Consider the following 15,265-nt stretch of genomic DNA (forward strand, 5'->3'; position numbering starts at 1 on the left):
TACGCAATGTCTAAGGTTTATATCGCACTGCAGGATAACGACGAATCCCGCTACATCGTTGAAGCAATCGAAGAAGATAACCCGGATGTGACCGTGATTCACATGCCCGCGATGATTCGTATTGAAAACGAAGGTCGTTTGTCCATTCGTCGTGAAACCGTCGAAGAAAAAATGGGTCGTGACTGGGATGTGCAAGAGCTGCACATCAATTTGATCACACTGGGCGGCAACGTCGAAGAAGACGATGACGAACTGTCTCTGCACTGGAACGAATAAGAATAAGGTAACGAATCATGGCAGCTAAGAAACTCAATATTAAAGACAAATACCGTCTGCTGACTCGCGATCTGGACTGGGAATATTCCTACAGCGATCGTAAAGAAGCGTTTCCTTATGAAGATTTTGAAGGCATCAAAATCACTGACTGGTCCAAGTGGGAAGACCCGTTTCGCCTGACGATGGATACGTACTGGAAGTATCAGGCTGAAAAAGAGAAAAAACTGTACGCAATTTTTGACGCTTTTGCGCAGAACAATGCACATATGAATGTATCTGATCCGCGTTACGTTAACGCGCTGAAGATTTTCCTGACCGGCGTGTCACCGCTGGAGTATCAGGCGTATCAGGGCTTTGCTCATACGGGTCGTCAGTTTGGTGGTGTCGGTGCGCGTGTCGCGTGTCAGATGCAGGCCATTGATGAACTGCGCCACGTGCAGACTCAGATCCATGCAATGAGTCACTTCAACAAGTTCTTCGACGGCTTCCAGGAATACAGCCACATGCATGACCGCGTGTGGTACCTGTCAGTGCCTAAATCGTTCTTCAACGATGCGCGTGCAGCAGGCCCGTTCGAGTTCATGATCGCGATTGGTTTCTCTTTCGAATACGTACTGACCAACCTGTTGTTTGTACCGTTTATGTCCGGCGCGGCACACAACGGTGATATGGCAACTGTGACCTTCGGTTTCTCAGCGCAGTCTGACGAAGCCCGTCACATGACACTGGGCCTGGAAGTGATCAAGTTCCTGCTGGAACAACACGAAGACAATGTGCCAATCGTTCAGAAATGGATCGATAAGTGGTTCTGGCGTGGTTCCCGTCTGCTGACCATCGTTTCCATGATGATGGACTACATGCTGCCAAACAAAGTGATGTCCTGGAAAGAAGCATGGGAAGTCTACTTCGAAGAAGCCGGCGGTGCGCTGTTTAAAGATCTGGCGCGTTACGGCATCAAAATGCCGAAGTACGCCGATGTGATCGAAAAAGAGAAAGAGCATATCTCTCATCAGGCGTGGTGGACATTCTACACCCACGGTCATGCCGCTGGTTTCCATACGTGGATTCCAACAGACGAAGAGCTGGATTGGCTGTCTGAGAAATACCCGGAAACCTTCGACAAGTACTACCGTCCGCGCTGGGAACTGGCGAAAGAGATGGAAGCGAAAGGTGAGCGTTTCTACACCAAAGCGCTGCCTCAGCTGTGTACTACGTGTCAGATCCCGATGCTGTTCACCGAGATGGATGATCCGACTCAGACCGCTTACCGCGACAGCGTGTACAACGGCGAGCGTTACCACTTCTGCTCCGACGGTTGTAAAGACATCTTCGATGACGAGCCGGAGAAATTCGTTCAGTCCTGGTTGCCAGTGCATCAGATCTTCCAGGGTAACTGCGGTGGCCCGGATGTGGGTGATGTTTTGAGCGATTTCTATCACATGAATCTGGGTGCAGACAACATGGATATGAAGGGCTCGCCGGACGACTTGCGCTGGAAACAGTGGAAAGGCGTGGCTTAAGCCGGAACAAGAATAATAACAGGCTGGCGCGGTGAGTGTGTCCCGCGCACAGCCCGATGTGAGGAAGAACAATGGCTGTTAAAGCAATTACGCCTGACTACAAAGGCGAAGTACTCGACAAATTTGAGAACTTTCACGGCAATCAGGTGGTGTACGTAGGTTGGGATCACCACATGATGTTTTGTGCACCGTTTGCCTATCCGGTGCCACCAGAAATGACCTTTGAAACCCTGCGTTCCGAAGTGATGACTGAAGCATTCAGTCTGCACCCGGAATATGCCCAGATCGATTGGGATAAGGCCAGCTGGATGCTGGACGGTGATGCATTTACGCCACAGGCGGATGTTGCACTGAAAGATCAGGGCGTTGGTCACAAATCCGTTCTGCGTTTCAGCACCCCGGACCTGAAAGGTTATCAGGGCGCGGGCGTCTGAGATCGGGAGGTAATCACCAATGACTTACGAAGTAACTGTAGAACCGACCGGCGATGTTATCGAGGTCGAAGAAGATCAGACGATACTGGACGCAGCATTGCGCCAGGGTGTCTGGTTACCTTTTGCCTGCGGTCACGGCACTTGCGGTACCTGCAAAGTCACCGTCACTGACGGTGATGCCGATGTGGGTGAAGCATCCCCGTTCGCGCTGATGGAATCTGAGCGTGATGAGGGTGTTGTGCTGGCTTGCTGTGCCAAACCTGAATCTGATTTGACGATCGAAGCGGATATCGATGTAGACCCTGACTTTGCCGGTCACCCGGTCAATGACTATGTGGGTACCGTTACTGAGATCCGTGATCTGTCACCCACCATCAAAGGCTTGTTCTTTGAACTTGATGGTGAGATGGAGTTTCAGGCCGGCCAGTACATCAACCTGCATATCCCGGGTGTAGAAGGCACGCGTGCGTTCTCCATTGCCAACAAACCGTCCGATAGCAACACGCTGGAACTGCATGTGCGTCTGGTACCGGAAGGTGCGGGAACGACCTATCTGCATAACGAACTGCAGGTGGGCGATACGCTGGATGTCTCCGGACCCTACGGTCAGTTCTTTACGCGCAAATCTGACGAACAGGATGCCATCTTCATTGCAGGTGGTTCAGGTTTGTCCAGCCCTCAGTCCATGATTAAGGAACTGTTGGAAGAAGGCGATCAGCGCAAGATGTATCTGTTCCAGGGCGCACGTAATGTCGCTGAACTGTACAACCGAGAGATCTTCGAAGCGCTGGCAGAAGAGCATGAAAACTTCTTCTACATTCCGGCACTGAATGCACCAGAAGATGCGGATAACTGGGAAGGTTTTACGGGTTTCGTACACGAAGCTGCGCAGGATTACTTCGACAATAAGTTCAGTGGTCACAAAGCTTATCTGTGCGGTCCGCCGCCGATGATTGATGCGGCGATTACCGCCCTGATGCAGGGGCGTCTGTTCGAACGTGACATTCATATGGAACGTTTCGTAACCGCCGCTGACGGTGCTGAAGAGCAAACACGTTCTGCCTTGTTTAAGCGTATATAAGTCTTAAACGTATCTGATGAAGAGCCTGTACCGATGAGTACTCAAACGGTTGAAACCGATATTAAGGTCCACCGCATTCAGGTGGTGAACCGGAATCAGGAGTACCTGTGCCGCGATGATAAAAGCCTGCTGGTGGGGATGGAGTTGCAAAACACCCAAGCCATCGAGGTGGGATGTCGCGGAGGTGGCTGCGGCATGTGCAAAATCCGCATTCTCGACGGTGAGTTCGAGAAAAAACGGATGAGCCGTGCCCATGTATCGGAAGCGGAAGAGGGCGAGGGTTTTGCTCTGGCCTGCCGCATCCTGCCACGCGGTGACATGGTGATCGAGTCCGATCACTTCGAACCGGCACAGTAACGGTCAAATAATAAGAACCGAGGATAAAGAGATGAGAAAAGGTGTAATGCGTCCGGGTCATATTCAGCTTCGTGTGTTGGATATGAAAGAAGCGTTGGGTCACTACCGTGATCTGCTGGGACTGATTGAGGTAGAAACGGATGCTGAAGGCCGTGTCTATCTGAAAGGCTGGACCGAAGTCGATAAATTCTCTGTGGTACTGCGTGAAGCGGACGAGCCGGGTATGGATTTCGTTGGCTACAAAGTACTGAACAACGATGTACTGGATCAGCTGCAGAAAGATCTGGTGGAGTTTGGTTGCAACGTGGAAGAGATTCCTGCGGGTGAATTGACCGGCTGTGGTCGTCGTGTTCGCTTCGATTCTCCAACGGGTCATATGTTCGAGATATACGCTGAGAAAGAACAGACCGGTAAATGGGGTGTGTCTAACGTTAACCCTGATGCGTGGCCACGTGGCCTGACCGGTATGAAAGCGACTCGTTTCGACCACTGCCTGCTGTACGGCGATGACATCGACGGCACGCTGAAATTGTTCTGCGATGTGCTGGGCTTTGATCTGGCTGAGCAGGTGCTGGATGAGAACGGTGATCGTGTTGCACAGTTCCTGACCGCTTCTATGAAAGCGCACGATGTTGCCTTCATCAAACATCCGGAAAAGGGCAAGTTCCACCACGCCTCTTTCTTCCTGGATACCTGGGAAGACGTGCTGCGTGCAGCTGACCTGATCTCTATGGAAGACGTGTCTCTGGATATCGGTCCGACCCGTCACGGTCTGACCCACGGTAAAACCATCTATTTCTTTGATCCATCCGGTAACCGTACCGAAGTGTTCTGTGGCGGTGACTACCACTACCCTGACCACGAACCCGTGACCTGGACCACCGATCAGTTGGGTAAAGCGATCTTCTACCATGATCGCGTATTGAACGAGCGTTTCCTGACTGCACTGACCTGATTCACATAGCTGTTACCCGCGTTGGCGATTTGCCTGCGCGGGGTTTTGCCGTTGCCGGGCCAGCATGGATTTGACACAGGTTTTTACACAGATAGCCATCTGAATGAGAGTTTGAAATGAAAGATTTTAAGAACTTTATCAACGGGGAGTTTGTAGGTACTGCCAGCGGCAAGACCTTCGAAAACCGTAACCCGGTTGATAACAGTGTGATCGGCATGGTTCACGAAGCCGGTGAACCTGAGGTTGCTGCCGCTGTTGCTGCAGCCAAGGCAGCGATGAAAGGGCCTTGGGGCAAAATGACACAAGCGGCGCGTATTGAAATGCTGAACCGCGTGGCGGATCGCATCAACGAGCGTTTCGAAGAGTTTCTGGATGCTGAGTGCAAGGACACCGGCAAGCCACGCAAGATCGCCTCTCATATTGATATTCCCCGTGGTGCTGCCAACTTTAAAGCGTTTTCTGAAACGCTGGCGAACCACCCAACTGAAGCTTTCAAACTGGATACACCTGACGGTCAGGGCGCGCTGAACTACGGTCACCGCAAACCAAAAGGTGTGGTCGCTGTGATCAGCCCATGGAACCTGCCACTGCTGTTGATGACGTTCAAAGTCGGTCCGGCACTGGCGTGTGGTAATGCGGTTGTTGTTAAGCCATCTGAAGAAACCCCGGCGACTGCCACTCTGCTGGGTGAAGTGATGAACGAATGCGGCGTACCCGCAGGTGTATACAACGTGGTGCACGGCTTTGGTGGAGATTCTGCCGGTGCCTTCCTGACCGCGCATCCTGATGTGGACGCGATCACTTTCACGGGTGAAACCCGTACCGGCGAGATCATCATGCGTGCCGCTTCCGTTGGTTTGCGCAACATCTCTATGGAGTGTGGCGGTAAGAACCCGGGCATTGTCTTTGCTGATTGCGATATGGATAAGGCGATCGAAGGCACCATGCGTTCAGCATTTGTGAACTGCGGTCAGGTGTGTCTCGGTACCGAGCGTGTCTATGTTGAACGTCCAATTTTCGAAGAATTTGTTCAGCGCCTGAAAGAGGGTGTTGAGAAGCTGAAGCTGGGCCGTCCTGAAGACGCAGATGTGGATTTTGGTCCATTGGTTAGCCAGGAGCATAAAGAGAAGGTCTTGTCCTACTACCGCACGGCGGTTGAAGAAGGCGCCAACGTAGTGATCGGTGGTGGCATTCCCGATATGGGCGAAGAGCTGAACGCCGGCGCGTGGGTAGAACCAACGATCTGGACCGGTCTGGCGGACGATTCCCGTACCGTGAACGAAGAGATCTTTGGCCCTTGCTGCCATATCCGTCCGTTTGACACTGAAGAAGAAGTGATCGAGCTGGCCAATGACACCGACTACGGTCTGGCGGCAACGGTATGGACTGAAAATACCTCACGCGCGACCCGTGTTGCGGAATCGATGGATGTAGGTCTGGTGTGGGTGAATAGCTGGTTCCTGCGTGACTTGCGTACGGCATTTGGTGGTGCGAAGCAGTCCGGTATTGGCCGCGAAGGTGGTGTACATGGCCTCGAATTTTACACCGAGCTTAAAAACGTCTGCATCAAATTGTAAATGCTTCGAGTTTAAGAATGACTTCATCCAAGTGTAGGGCGTCCTTTAGGGCGCCGGCAGGCTAATCACCTTCGATGACGACGAGACCTGCCCTACAAAGGGTGTGCTTCAAGTCCTGAACCAAAATCCAGGCCTCAGAGTGTGTGGTTAAACCACTCAGCTCGTGTAGCCGTTGTAGGGCACCCTTTAGGGTGCCGGCAGGCTGAAAGCCAGCCCTACAAAGGCTGTACCTCAAGAATCAGAGCTTGCGATTAAATCTGACCCCAGATCGCCTGTTATGGAAGGGCGGTTGAGAGAGAGAACAGATATGAATAAAGATCAAATTATCCAGTGTGGCGACGAGCTGTTCGATGCGATGCAGCAGTTGAAGATGTTGCGTCCATTTACCGAGCGTTACGACGACATCACCATCGAAGACGCTTACAACATCTCCCTGCGCATGATCGAGCGTCGTGTAGAAGCAGGCGAGAAAATCATCGGTAAGAAGATCGGCGTGACCTCTAAAGTTGTGCAGAACATGCTCAACGTACATCAGCCTGATTTCGGTTACCTGACAGATCAGATGGCGTACAGCCAGGGTCAGGAGATGCCAATCAGCGAGAAGCTGATTCAGCCTAAAGCGGAAGGTGAAATTGCCTTCATCCTGAAGAAAGACCTGATGGGTCCGGGTGTCACCAATGCTGACGTATTGGCGGCGACTGATTGTGTGATCCCATGTTTCGAAGTGGTCGATTCCCGCATCGAAAACTGGCAGATCAAAATTCAGGACACTGTGGCAGATAACGCTTCGTGCGGCCTGTTTATTCTGGGTGATAAAGCAGTTGATCCTCGCAAAGTGGATCTGGCGACATGTGGCATGGTGGTTGAGAAAAACGGTTCTGTTATCTCGACCGGTGCCGGTGCGGCAGCATTGGGTAGCCCGGTGAACTGTGTGGCATGGCTGGCGAATACGCTGGGCGAATTTGGTATTCCACTGAAAGCGGGCGAAGTGATTCTGTCCGGTTCTCTGGTGCCGCTGGAGCCGGTACAGGCAGGTGATCACATGAGCGTAAGCATCGGCGGCATCGGTTCTGCTTCCGTACGCTTTGTGTAAACGATCACACGAGATAAAGGACCTGAATATACAGATCGGGTCGTTCCCCTGCGTATCAGCATTATTGAATTAGGGTGATAAAGAAACATGAGTAAGAAACTAAAAGCGGCCATTATCGGCCCCGGCAATATCGGCACCGACCTGCTGATTAAAATGTTCCGCTCTGAATGGATTGAGCCTGTATGGATGGTGGGTATCGACCCGGAATCCGACGGTCTGAAACGTGCTCAGGAAATGGGTATCAAGACCACCGCTGAAGGCGTTGATGGTCTGCTGCCACATGTTGTTGAAGATGATATCCGCGTAGCGTTTGATGCGACATCTGCTTATGTACATGCTGAGAACAGCCGCAAACTGAATGAACTGGGTGTGATCATGATTGATCTGACCCCAGCGGCGATTGGTCCGTTCTGTGTGCCACCTGTCAATCTGGCTGAACACGCGAAAAATCTTGAGATGAACGTCAACATGGTGACTTGTGGTGGTCAGGCGACGATCCCTATGGTTGCTGCAGTCTCTCAGGTACAGCCTGTTGAGTACGGCGAGATTATCGCTACGGTATCGTCCCGTTCTGCCGGGCCCGGTACCCGTAAAAACATTGATGAATTTACCCGTACAACGGCGGGCGCGGTTGAGAAAGTTGGCGGTGCTGACAAGGGTAAAGCGATCATTATCATCAACCCGGCTGAGCCACCACTGATCATGCGTGACACCGTGCACTGCCTGACCAAAGAAGCACCGAACGAAGCCGCAATTACCGAATCCGTTCACGCGATGGTGAAAGAGGTACAGAAATATGTACCGGGTTACCGTCTGGTGAACGGTCCTGTCTTCGATGGCAACCGTGTTTCTGTCTTCATGGAAGTAGAAGGTCTGGGTGACTATCTGCCGAAATACGCCGGCAACCTGGACATCATGACAGCAGCAGGTCTGCGTACGGCAGAGATGTTCTCTGAAGAAGTTAGCAACGGCGCGATCGAATTGCCGGCACGCGGTTAAGTGGGGGATTAAGTGATGAATTTGAAAGATAAGAAAGTAGTACTCCACGACATGAGTCTGCGTGACGGAATGCACGCAAAACGTCATCAGATCTCTGTGGATCAGATGGTGGATATTGCGACCGGTCTGGATGAAGCGGGTATGCCGCTGATCGAAGTCACCCACGGTGACGGTCTGGGTGGTACGTCTGTGAACTACGGTTTTCCGGCACACTCCGATGAAGAGTATCTGGGGGCTGTGATCCCTAAGATGAAAAACGCCAAAGTATCCGCGCTGTTGTTGCCGGGTATCGGAACCGTGGATCATCTGCACATGGCAAAAGATCTGGGTGTTAGCACGATCCGCGTGGCAACGCACTGTACTGAAGCCGATGTGTCTGAACAGCACATCGGTCAGGCAGCAAAACTGGAAATGGACACGGTTGGCTTCCTGATGATGGCGCATATGGCCACGCCGGAAAAAATTCTGGAACAGGCACGCCTGATGGAATCCTACGGCGCGAACTGCATCTACTGCACCGATTCTGCGGGCTACATGCTGCCGGATGAAGTAACAGAGAAGATCGGCCTGTTACGTGCCGAGCTGAATCCAACCACCGAAATCGGTTTCCACGGCCACCACAACATGGGCATGGCGATAGCCAATTCACTGGCAGCAGTAGAAGCCGGAGCAATCCGTATTGACGGTTCTGTTGCGGGCCTGGGTGCCGGTGCAGGTAATACACCACTGGAAGTGTTTGTGGCGGTACTGGACCGCATGCAAGCAAACCACGGTATCGATCTGTACAAGATTATGGATGTAGCGGAAGACCGCGTGGTGCCAATGATGGACCAGCCGATCCGTGTAGACCGTGATGCACTGACACTGGGTTATGCCGGTGTTTACTCCTCCTTCCTGCTGTTCGCTCAGCGTGCCGAAGCTAAATATGGCATCACTGCACGCGACCTGCTGGTTGAGCTGGGTCGACGTGGCACGGTAGGTGGACAGGAAGACATGATTGAAGACCTGGCGTTGACCATGGCAAAAGAAAAAGGGCTGATCTGATGGGTAATCTGACTAAATCACAAATTGAAGAGCTGGCGATCCATCTGGAGAATGCCGAGCTGGAAGCGTACGAAGTCACCAAAATTACCGATGACTTTCCGGATATGACTTACGACGATGCATTCGACATTCAGTGGGAGATCCGTCGTCGTAAGGAAGAGCGTGGCAACAAAATCGTCGGCATGAAGATGGGCCTGACCTCCTGGGCAAAAATGTCCCAGATGGGTGTTGAGCATCCTTGCTATGGCTTCCTGGCAGATTACTTCTCCGTGCCTGAAGGTGGTGAAGTTAAGCACGACGAACTGATCCATCCAAAGATCGAAGCGGAGCTGGCATTTGTCACTAAAGTACCGCTGAAAGGTCCGGGTATCCATATCGGTGATGTGCTGCGCGCGACTGACTTTGTAATGCCTGCGATCGAAGTGATCGATTCCCGTTACAAAGACTTCAAGTTTGACCTGAAAAGTGTGATTGCGGATAACTCCTCCTCTTCCCGCTTTATTACCGGTGGCCGCATGGCTGATGTTTCTGATCTGGACCTGAAGAATCTGGGTGTGGTGATGGAAATTAACGGTGAAGTGGTTGAAGTGGGTGCCGGTGCGGCGGTATTGGGTCATCCTGCAGCGTCTGTGGCGATGCTGGCGAATATGCTGGGCGAGCGCGGTGAAGAACTGCCAGCAGGTTCTTTCGTGATGATCGGTGCGATTACGGCGGCTGTGCAGGTCAATAAAGGTGATTCTTTCTGCGTCCGTTATCAGGACCTGGGAACCATCAGCGGTAAGTTCGTCTGATCAGTTTCTGATTAGGGTATGTCGCTGCGCAGGCTCTCGTGGCGGCATATCCGGTCGGAATTGATGCCTTTAAAAGGAGATAAGCTATGCCTATCGTTCAGGTCAATATGATGGAAGGACGTACGGATGAGCAGAAAGAAGCGCTGATCCGGGAAGTGACCGATGCGGTCATTCGTTCGCTTGACGCACCGGAACAGAGTATCCGCGTGATGATCAATGAGATGCCAAAACAACACTTTGGTATCGCGGGAAATTCTGCGAAGAAGCTGGGCAAATAGTCTGATCCGAGTTTTCTGAATCCTTAAAAGGGGCTGTATTGAACATACAGCCCCTTTTTTATGCGGAAAACTGGGTGAGTTCTCAGGACAGCAGACTCAGGACAACAGATGTTGAGGGGCGGTTGCCCGATAACTTGGACGGCTTTTCATACGTTCAAACCATGACCGCAAATTACTGAAGCGATCAGGAATTTCAACGCCATAGGCCTCTGCCAGCCCAAAGCGGGCCGTCAGCGCGCACTCGGGTAACGAGTAGCTGTCTGCAAAAAACGTCTTGCCGCCCAGTTGGCCAGATAAATAGTCCAGGGCTGTTTCGAACTGTGCAATCCCTTGCTCAATACGTTTGTGATCCCTGTCGGCTTCAGCGTTGCCGCGCTTTTCGAAGATCACTTCGCGTAAGCCGGCGCCGATTACCCCGTCACTGTAACTGTTGATCAGACGCGCAGTGACACGTTGAGTCGGATCCTCTGGCAGTAAGGTTTCGCTGAGATCGTTCAGGTATTCCAGAATAACGTTGGACTCGTAGATGACAATATCGCCGTTGACGAGCACAGGGACCGTTTTGCGTGGTGTCAGAGACTGCCATGTTTCACGGGTTTCCGGTGCCAGTGAGTCGATATGCTCAACGGTCAGCCCCTGTTCAAAAAGCGCCAAACGTATTTTCCAGCAAAACGGACATTCCGGTTTGTCGTACAGGCGTATTACAGTCATACATAGTTCCTCAATCAAATGGGAGGAGATTCGAAGGGATCCAGATGTCTGTTAACAACGAGATGCGCGCAGTTCTCGTAGCTCATCCAGTACGAAATCGTTTCGGTCCTGTCCCCAGAAAATCTGTTCGCCAATCACAAAGGTGGGCACGCCAATCACCCCCAGTGTTGCTGCTTCTTCGGCGTTGCGTTCTAACTGGACGGCATAGGTGGTGCTGTCTAATGCTGCGGAGAGTTCATCGCGATTGAGTCCGATCAGCTCACCAACGGTCAGCAAGACCTTAGGATCACCAATGTCTTGTCCTTCTGCCCACTCTTTACGCATAACTTCAATGAGATAGGGGCGTAGTAGGCCTTTCTCTTCTGCCAATAGAGAACCAATACCGGCCAGAGTCGGGTCTGTCGTCGGCGGTGGAGGGGTGAGAGGAATACCCAGGCGTTTAGTAAACCGGGCAATGTCCTGACGCGCCAGCGGCATTTTGTTTTTAGCGCGATCCGGGGAGGAGCGTAGATCCCAGCTGCCCACCGGACGCCAGATCAGGTTGGTGTTGAACTCATCAACGATAGGCCAGAGTGTTTTGCTGGCAAGGTAGCAGTAGGGGCTGCGGAAATTAAAGAACAGCTTAACGTCTATAGGGTTCGTCATCGTCAGTCTCCTCAGGATCATTAGTCACAAGAGTAGCCTGTGTGCTATTTTTCGATAAGTGTCAAAGCTGTCATATAACCTGTGAACTAGGTTCATAGGTTCATAGGTGGAGAGGTGCGTTGGATAAGCTGAGTGAAATGCAGGTGTTTGTGGCGGCGGTCCGGTCTGGCAGTTTTTCTGCTGCGGGTCGTCAGTTGGAGCTGTCCCCCTCGGCAGTGAGTAAACTGATTTCACGTATGGAGTCCCGGTTGGGTGTGCGTTTGTTGAATCGCACAACACGGACACTTAGCCTGACGGAAGGCGGGCAGGTTTATTTTCAACGCTGTCTTGAGATCATTCATGATGTCGAATCAGCTGAAGATGCCCTCAGTGGATTCGGTCAGGTTCCCAAAGGAACATTGCGCATCAACAGCTCAGCGGGTTTCGCCCGCCATCAGCTGATCCCACAGTTGTCCGAATTTCAGATGACGTATCCGGAAATTGATATCGAATTACAGTTGAGTGGTTTATCCGTTGACCTGATCGGTGAGCGGGTTGATGTGGCGATTCGTTTAGGATCGTTGGAAGACACCAGTCTGGTAGCGCGGAAGTTGGGGGAGAGCCAGCGGATTGTGTGTGCCAGTCCCACGTATCTGGAAAAGTACGGTCAGCCGCAAACACCTGATGAACTAAAGCAGCATCAATGTCTGCGTTTATCTACGAGTGACTCTTTCAATCATTGGCACTTTAACCGTCAGGGTGTGAGTGAAGTGATCGATATTGACCGTGGGTTTGTGACGGACAATGTAGAAGCGTTGCATGAATACGCGCGGATGGGTGGCGGAATCGCGCGGTTGTCGAGTTTTATGGTGGCGGGTGATATTGAGGCGGGTCGTCTGATTCCGTTGTTGAGACACTATGATATCGATAAGCAGCAGATCCACGTGCTCTACACCCACCGCAAGTATCTACCGGCCAAAATCCGCGTGTTTGTCGATTTTCTGTTGCAGAAATTTGTGCCTACCGCGCCCTGGACTTGAGTGTTTGTCCGGTTTTTCATGATTTGCTCAATAGCTTTACCGATTGATGATTTGCTTAAGGCTTATGCCGATTGCTTTACGATTTCATCAATTTTCCTCATAAACCCCACGGATATAGATTTTTCCTTTCCGATTTTGATTCCTTCTCCAAAATAATCTTTTTCTTCTGAAGCCTGTAATTACGCATGGTTCAGCGCTTTTTTAAAGCAATCAGTCAATAAGATTGAGAACTGGCACGGCCGTTGCTCTTACCTGTTTGAGTAGGTGTGTTTACACCGCAATCAAGACTTTTGGTGAAGTAAGCGATGACGTCAATAATTAGAAAAAAACGCGTCGAAGCCGTGGACCGTTCAGTTGTTTCTCCACACGCTTCCTGCGCAAAACCTGTTAAAGGATTTCTGGCTGTAGCGCTTTTGCCGCTGGCTCTGACCGGCTGTGAAGCGCCTCTTGATCTTCAGGGTGTTGATAAAGAGCTGGAGAAGTCCGTACGTCGTACCGATCAGTTTCAGGCTGTTGCTGCAAACGATTCCACCGTATTGACGGTCGGCAGCGATGGTATTGTTCTTACCAGCCCTCGTAACAATATCAGCTGGACCCGCCAGCTGATCGAATCCCAGCCAAGCCTTGTTGATGTTGAATCCTGCCCGGATCAGAGCTTTGCCGCGTTAGGCATGGACGGACAGGTTTGGTTTTCTGATGCCAAAGGTGAAAACTGGACGCCATCACCGATTGGTACGCAAGAAAACGTACTGTCACTCGCCTGTGGTCCGGATAACAGTATCTGGGTAACGGCTAGCTTCTCAACCATCATCAACAGTAAAGATAAAGGTGCCAGCTGGAGTGAGATCACTCTGGAAGAGGATTCTCAGCTGACCGACGTTAAATTTATTGATGAAAACACGCTGGTGATTGCTGGTGAGTTTGGTTTGGTGGTAAAGAGTACGGACGGTGGCGACACCTGGTCAGCACCAGAATATATGCCAAACGATTTTTACCCACAGGGTATTCACTTTGCTAGCGCCAACGAAGGTTGGGCTGCGGGCCTGAGTGGACAGATCCTTCATACCACGGATGGTGGCCTGAGCTGGCAACAGCAAACAACACCAACTGAATCTCCTCTTTATAGCTTCCATGCACTGGGCGAACGTCTGTTTGTGATGGGTGATCACGGCAACGTACTTGAGCTTAACGGTCAGGGCTGGAAACGCATTGATGCGCCAAAAATCCCGGTATACCTGCGCGATGCCGAAGCTTTGAGTGACAAGCAATTGCTGGTCGCTGGCGGCTGGGGCTCGCTGTTTACCGTCGACGTTCAATAATAATTACAGGTCTGAAGCATCATGGATAAAAAGTCTGCAGACGCTCACAAGGCGACGCACTTTCTACATAATCTGGATGAGTCGGTATTCCGTCATCCTAAATCGATTCTGGGCATCATTCTGGCGATCACATTGTTCTTCGCCTACCAGATCCCCAGCGTCAAGATGTACTCCGACTTTGCGGATCTGTTGCCGCAGAGCCATCCGTATATTGAACTGCATAACGAGATTAAGTCCTCCTTTGGCGGCGCCAACGTCATCATCGTTGGGGTCGAGGTGGAAGAGGGTGATATCTTCAGCAATGAAGCACTGGCCAAGATCCACCGCATGACGCTGGCGGTCGACAGCCTGCCGGGCATCAACCATAACCTGGTGTCGAGTGTGACCCACCGTAACTCGCGTAAGGTGTGGATGACGCCGGAAGGCAACGTCAACTCCAAGTCCTACTACGACCCGCAGGGCGGGGAGATGGATGCGGCCGCGCTGGAGAAGTTACGCGGTGATGTGACCGCCGATCCTCGTGTCTACGGCCCACTGGTGTCGCCGGATATGAAGATGGCGCTGATCAAGGCGCAGCTCAACGAAGGTCAGCTGGATTACGAGAAGACCTTTGATGAGATCCAGAAGATGCGTGCGGATGAAGCCGTTGCCGGGATCAAGATTCATGTGACCGGTCAGCCGATGCTGGTGGGCTGGGCCTATCAGTATCTGGATCAGATCATTGAGATCTTCCTGTTTACCGCGCTGATCATGATCGCACTGCTGATCTTCTACTTCCGTAAAGCCTACGGTGTCCTGATTCCGCTGGGTGCGGTGATCGTCTCCTCGATCTGGGGCATCGGCATCATCTCCCTGTTCGGTTACAACCTCGACCCGCTGGGTCTGGTGATTCCGTTCCTGATCTCGGCGCGGGCCATGTCGCACGGGATTCAGATCGTGGAGCGTTACTATCTGGAGCTGAACGACCACGCGGATCATCATCTGGCAGCACGCACTACCTTCGAGAGTTTGTTCCGTCCGGGCAGTTTAGGTGTGGTCTCTGATGCGATCGGTCTGTTGCTGATTGCGATCGGTTCGATCCCACTCAATACCAAGCTGGCGCACTACGCCTCCCTGTGGGCACTGACCATCATCATTACCGTGTTGCTGGCGGTACCGCTGCTGTT

At 51.9% G+C, this 15,265-nt stretch carries 17 protein-coding genes and 1 pseudogene; 16 read left to right on the forward strand and 2 right to left on the reverse strand.

Annotation, left to right across the window (positions count from 1 at the left end):
• Window positions 1-6: 6 nt before the first annotated feature.
• The 12 genes from IOQ59_RS04890 (at window position 7) to IOQ59_RS04945 (ending at window position 10,405) form a co-directional block, all read left to right on the forward strand.
• Window positions 7-276 (forward strand): MmoB/DmpM family protein, encoded by a 270-nt coding sequence (locus tag IOQ59_RS04890; protein WP_193952139.1) that lies wholly within the window; start codon window positions 7-9, stop codon window positions 274-276.
• Window positions 277-293: 17 nt separating this feature from the next.
• Complete coding sequence (locus IOQ59_RS04895; protein WP_193952140.1) at window positions 294-1,796, forward strand: aromatic/alkene/methane monooxygenase hydroxylase/oxygenase subunit alpha; 1,503 nt, start codon at window positions 294-296, stop codon at window positions 1,794-1,796.
• Window positions 1,797-1,867: 71 nt separating this feature from the next.
• Window positions 1,868-2,230, forward strand: a complete 363-nt coding sequence (locus IOQ59_RS04900) for a phenol hydroxylase subunit P4 (RefSeq protein WP_193952141.1) — start codon at window positions 1,868-1,870, stop codon at window positions 2,228-2,230.
• 19 nt (window positions 2,231-2,249) lie between these two features.
• Window positions 2,250-3,311, forward strand: a complete 1,062-nt coding sequence (locus IOQ59_RS04905; protein WP_193952142.1) for an NADH:ubiquinone reductase (Na(+)-transporting) subunit F — start codon at window positions 2,250-2,252, stop codon at window positions 3,309-3,311.
• Between the two features lie 33 nt (window positions 3,312-3,344).
• Window positions 3,345-3,668: a 2Fe-2S iron-sulfur cluster-binding protein gene (locus tag IOQ59_RS04910; protein ID WP_193952143.1), complete on the forward strand. Its 324-nt coding sequence runs from the start codon at window positions 3,345-3,347 to the stop codon at window positions 3,666-3,668.
• A gap of 31 nt (window positions 3,669-3,699) precedes the next feature.
• Window positions 3,700-4,623 carry a catechol 2,3-dioxygenase gene (locus IOQ59_RS04915; RefSeq protein ID WP_193952144.1) on the forward strand — a complete coding sequence of 308 codons (924 nt, stop codon included), beginning with the start codon at window positions 3,700-3,702 and terminating at the stop codon, window positions 4,621-4,623.
• Between the two features lie 116 nt (window positions 4,624-4,739).
• Window positions 4,740-6,200, forward strand: a complete 1,461-nt coding sequence (locus tag IOQ59_RS04920) for a 2-hydroxymuconic semialdehyde dehydrogenase (protein WP_193952145.1) — start codon at window positions 4,740-4,742, stop codon at window positions 6,198-6,200.
• Between the two features lie 307 nt (window positions 6,201-6,507).
• A complete protein-coding gene (dmpE, locus tag IOQ59_RS04925) occupies window positions 6,508-7,293 on the forward strand; it encodes a 2-oxopent-4-enoate hydratase (RefSeq protein ID WP_193952146.1) in 786 nt (261 codons plus the stop codon).
• A gap of 87 nt (window positions 7,294-7,380) precedes the next feature.
• Window positions 7,381-8,292, forward strand: coding sequence for an acetaldehyde dehydrogenase (acetylating) (locus tag IOQ59_RS04930; RefSeq protein ID WP_193952147.1), 912 nt, complete (start codon window positions 7,381-7,383; stop codon window positions 8,290-8,292).
• A 15-nt stretch (window positions 8,293-8,307) separates the two neighbouring features.
• Complete coding sequence (gene dmpG / locus IOQ59_RS04935; RefSeq protein ID WP_193952148.1) at window positions 8,308-9,336, forward strand: 4-hydroxy-2-oxovalerate aldolase; 1,029 nt, start codon at window positions 8,308-8,310, stop codon at window positions 9,334-9,336.
• Window positions 9,336-10,127: a 2-oxo-3-hexenedioate decarboxylase gene (dmpH, locus tag IOQ59_RS04940; RefSeq protein ID WP_193952149.1), complete on the forward strand. Its 792-nt coding sequence runs from the start codon at window positions 9,336-9,338 to the stop codon at window positions 10,125-10,127. Before dmpG ends, dmpH begins: the two co-directional genes overlap by 1 nt.
• Before the next feature lie 86 nt (window positions 10,128-10,213).
• Complete coding sequence (locus IOQ59_RS04945) at window positions 10,214-10,405, forward strand: 4-oxalocrotonate tautomerase (RefSeq protein ID WP_193952150.1); 192 nt, start codon at window positions 10,214-10,216, stop codon at window positions 10,403-10,405.
• 96 nt (window positions 10,406-10,501) lie between these two features.
• Here the strand turns inward: IOQ59_RS04945 and IOQ59_RS04950 are convergent, their stop codons facing one another.
• Complete coding sequence (locus IOQ59_RS04950; RefSeq protein ID WP_371871827.1) at window positions 10,502-11,107, reverse strand: glutathione S-transferase family protein; 606 nt, start codon at window positions 11,105-11,107, stop codon at window positions 10,502-10,504.
• Here IOQ59_RS04950 and IOQ59_RS21565 point away from each other — a divergent pair.
• Window positions 11,014-11,211, forward strand: a pseudogene (locus IOQ59_RS21565) (hypothetical protein); the annotation flags it as partial. The gene IOQ59_RS04950 and the pseudogene IOQ59_RS21565 overlap by 94 nt on opposite strands.
• On the opposite strand, the gene IOQ59_RS04960 reads toward IOQ59_RS21565, so the two are convergent.
• On the reverse strand, window positions 11,168-11,782 hold the full coding sequence (locus IOQ59_RS04960; RefSeq protein ID WP_371871826.1) for a 2-hydroxychromene-2-carboxylate isomerase: 615 nt from the start codon (window positions 11,780-11,782) through the stop codon (window positions 11,168-11,170). The pseudogene IOQ59_RS21565 and the gene IOQ59_RS04960 overlap by 44 nt on opposite strands.
• A gap of 98 nt (window positions 11,783-11,880) precedes the next feature.
• On the opposite strand from IOQ59_RS04960, the gene IOQ59_RS04965 reads away from it, so the two are divergent.
• The 3 genes from IOQ59_RS04965 to IOQ59_RS04975 all read left to right on the forward strand — a co-directional run.
• Window positions 11,881-12,780 (forward strand): LysR family transcriptional regulator, encoded by a 900-nt coding sequence (locus IOQ59_RS04965; RefSeq protein WP_193952153.1) that lies wholly within the window; start codon window positions 11,881-11,883, stop codon window positions 12,778-12,780.
• 305 nt (window positions 12,781-13,085) lie between these two features.
• A complete protein-coding gene (locus tag IOQ59_RS04970) occupies window positions 13,086-14,099 on the forward strand; it encodes a WD40/YVTN/BNR-like repeat-containing protein (RefSeq protein WP_193952154.1) in 1,014 nt (337 codons plus the stop codon).
• A gap of 21 nt (window positions 14,100-14,120) precedes the next feature.
• On the forward strand, window positions 14,121-15,265 hold a 1,145-nt coding region (locus IOQ59_RS04975; RefSeq protein ID WP_193952155.1), incomplete at its 3' end, for an efflux RND transporter permease subunit.

The organism is Pontibacterium sinense (assembly GCF_015209595.1).
Taxonomy (GTDB): domain Bacteria; phylum Pseudomonadota; class Gammaproteobacteria; order Pseudomonadales; family Balneatricaceae; genus Pontibacterium; species Pontibacterium sinense.